Origin of the sequence: Marinobacter bryozoorum (assembly GCF_023156245.1) — a bacterium.
Lineage (GTDB): Bacteria > Pseudomonadota > Gammaproteobacteria > Pseudomonadales > Oleiphilaceae > Marinobacter > Marinobacter bryozoorum.
The window spans coordinates 1-2,985 of the sequence record NZ_JAKZAH010000084.1 but is presented as its reverse complement, the minus strand read 5'-3'; the positions used below and the strand labels follow the sequence as shown (position 1 = coordinate 2,985).

Genomic DNA, 2,985 nt, shown 5'->3' with positions numbered 1-2,985 from the left:
ATCAGTGGCAGCTTTCGCGTGGAATGGGTGGCAGGCTTCGTCTGGAATCAGTGGCAACCTTGGTCTGGAATACGCACAGCCCCATAAAGGCCACGGTACCCATACCACCAATCATCAGGAACTCACCCTGGGCGAAGTTGATGACGTGACTGGCGTTGTAAATGATGGTGAAACCCAGAGCCACCAACGCATAGGTAGCCCCGATCGTAATACCCGTAAACAGGTACTGAAGAAATTCTGAGAACATAGGAAGATACCGTCAGGCACCCCCGGCCCATCCATGAGCAGGCCGGGGGCAGAGGTTTGGTCAGGCTATTACTCGACCAGCATCCAGTCGCCGTCCTTGACTTCCAGGATGCGGAACGATTCCGGGGTCAGGCCGTTGTGGTCATCCGGTGCCATGTTGAAGATACCGGTCACACCCACAAAGCCCATGATGTTTTCCAGTTCATCACGAACCGCGGCCTTGTCGGTGGTGCCTGCAGCTTCGATAGCCTGCACGGCGAGCATCAGACCGTCATAGGCGTACCCACCGAAGGTGGAGACCCTGCTACCCCAGTGGTCCCGGTAGTCCTGGGTATAGGATTGGACCACGTCCTTCTGGGGGTCATCCTCCGGCAGAGAGTTCGGGATCAGGATCGGAGATGCTGGCAGGCGCAATCCTTCAGCCGCATCACCCGCCAGGTCGAGGAAGGCATTGGAGGCGACGCCGTGGGACTGGTAGAACGGCAGGTCAATGTCCAGCGACGCATAGTTCTTGGTAACGATCGCCGGGCCCTGGCCAAATCCGAAGTTGAGGATGGCATCGACCCCCTCGGTGTTACGGATATTGGTGAGCTGAGCGGTCATATCGGAATCTGACGGACCGTAGGTTTCATCGGCAACCACCTCGATACCATACTCACTGGCGACCGCCAGGGTCTGTTTACGACCGGAAGCGCCAAAACCACCGGTACCAGAGATCAGGCCGATCTTGTCAAAGCCACGACGGCGCATATCCCACAGGATACGCTCGGCCGCCATACGGTCTGACTGCGGCACCTTGAAGACCCATTCCTGAACCGGGTCTACGATGGTTACGGCACCTGCCAGGGAAATGAAGGGAATGCGGGCCTGCTTGACCAGAGGGGCCGCAGCCATGGTCGCACCAGTGGTACTGCCACCGACGATAATGTCGACCCGGTCAGAGCGGATCAGGCGACCGGCAAAGTTACGGGCATTGGAGGCATCACCCACATCATCGTAGTGGATCAGCTCGAGCGGGCGACCTAGCACACCGCCTTCTTCGTTGATCTTCTCCACGTACATTTCGAGGGTTTTCAGCTCCGGATCGCCAAGGAACGAGGCGGGACCGGTTACCGAAAGGAACGAACCGATCTTGATAGGTTCGGCCGCCTGTGCGGACACAAGCAGACTGGTTGCCAGCGTAGCCGCCAACACACCAGCACGACGCAAGAGGCTTTTCTTGGCCATTGTTATTCTCCCAGGTTCTGGAGCACAAAGTGCCCTCTTTGTTTTTGTTACCTAACGGAAAGCGCATTATCGGATTATGATTCACTTTCCAGCACAAAAAGTCCCAGAGGTGTTCAGAAATCAAGTCTCCCTACTCTGAGAACCACCGCAACCAGTAAGCATGCTGATCACTACGGCACTCCTGCTTCCTGACACATATCAAGACTTACAATTAACGCTATTGTATCGTATTCTTTGTGTCAACCGCTTTAGCCAAACGTCGACACTGCGTTTTGCTAAATGGTTGTTTTACCCGCAACCATTGGATAAGGATAATAAGCACCCGAACTTTCATAGTGTCCTTCGAGCGAACCACCCAGCCTATGCCAGCAAAAAAACAACTCGACCACCTTGTCAGCCAGTTCCAAAGAAAGCGCCCCATCCGGGCCGGCTCCCTGATCATCACCCTGTACGGCGATGCGATCGTTCCCAGGGGCGGCACCGTGTGGCTGGGCAGCCTGGCCAGGCTGTTGGAGCCTGTAGGCATCAACGAGCGACTGGTACGAACTTCGGTGTACCGACTGGTGAAGGAAAACTGGCTGCAGGCCGAGAAAATCGGCCGTTGTAGCTACTACAGCCTGACCGGCCCCGGACTCCGGCGCTTCGAGCAGGCCTTCAAGCACGTCTACGAAATGTCCACCTGGGAGTGGACCGGCAGCTGGACCCTGGCCCTGCTCACCCAACTGGAAGCCGACGCCCGCAGACGAGTCAGGGAAGAACTCAAGTGGCTGAGCTTCGGCAGCATCGGCCAGGGCGTCATGATTCATCCGCGCATACAGAGGGAAGAACTGCTGCCGTTGCTACAGGAGTGGGACGCCCTCGACGACACGATCGTGATGCAGACGCATCCGGTAGAGCCCCTGAGCTCCAGGGCGATGCGCCGGGAAGTCAGGGAAGGCTGGAACCTGGACGAGCTCGGAGGACGCTACCGACGCTTCCTGGATCAGTTCAGGCCGCTATGGCAGGAACTGAAGGACGAGGACACGCTCTCGCCAGAAGACTGCCTGATTGCCCGCACGCTTCTGATTCACGAATACCGGAAGATCCTGCTGCGCGATCCCCAGCTACCGGATGCACTGCTTCCTGGCGACTGGGAAGGCCGTAGCGCCAGACAGCTCTGTCGTAACCTGTACCGTCAGATCTATAAGAGAGCAGAGGAATGGCTGGACCAGACCCTGGAGAACGCCTCAGGGCCTCTGCCAGGGCCCAATGAGGGCTTCTACAAACGGTTTGGGGGATTGCGGGATTGAGGTGATACAAGGAATGAGTGACGAAGCCCTGATGCTGTGAAGTGTCGGGGCTTTTTTGTGGCGTTAACTTCCAAAATAGTAGGTCATCGTCAGGTTCTTAATCCCATAAAAAAACCCCGGCAGCTTTCGCTGTCGGGGTTTTGGGATTAAGAGCCTGACGATGACCTACTCTCGCATGGGCAGAAGCCACACTACCATCGGCGCTGGTCTGTTTCACTGCTGA

3 protein-coding genes are annotated in these 2,985 nt (G+C 56.8%); 1 reads left to right on the top strand and 2 read right to left on the bottom strand.

The features are described from left to right. Position 1 precedes the first annotated feature (1 nt). A complete protein-coding gene (locus MLC59_RS19535; protein ID WP_248237270.1) occupies positions 2-247 on the bottom strand; it encodes an ABC transporter permease subunit in 246 nt (81 codons plus the stop codon). 68 nt (positions 248-315) lie between these two features. Further along, a complete protein-coding gene (locus tag MLC59_RS19530) occupies positions 316-1,473 on the bottom strand; it encodes an ABC transporter substrate-binding protein (protein WP_248237269.1) in 1,158 nt (385 codons plus the stop codon). 362 nt (positions 1,474-1,835) lie between these two features. Between MLC59_RS19530 and paaX the strand changes: the two genes are divergently transcribed. Further along, positions 1,836-2,762 carry a phenylacetic acid degradation operon negative regulatory protein PaaX gene (paaX, locus tag MLC59_RS19525; RefSeq protein ID WP_248237268.1) on the top strand — a complete coding sequence of 309 codons (927 nt, stop codon included), beginning with the start codon at positions 1,836-1,838 and terminating at the stop codon, positions 2,760-2,762. Positions 2,763-2,985 lie beyond the last annotated feature (223 nt).

Bases quoted from the DNA above. Each gene is read 5' to 3' on its own strand.
- paaX (WP_248237268.1), top strand. From the start codon at position 1,836: ATGCCAGCAAAAAAACAACTCGACCACCTTGTCAGCCAGTTCCAAAGA.
- MLC59_RS19530 (WP_248237269.1), bottom strand. From the start codon at position 1,473: ATGGCCAAGAAAAGCCTCTTGCGTCGTGCTGGTGTGTTGGCGGCTACG.
- MLC59_RS19535 (WP_248237270.1), bottom strand. From the start codon at position 247: ATGTTCTCAGAATTTCTTCAGTACCTGTTTACGGGTATTACGATCGGG.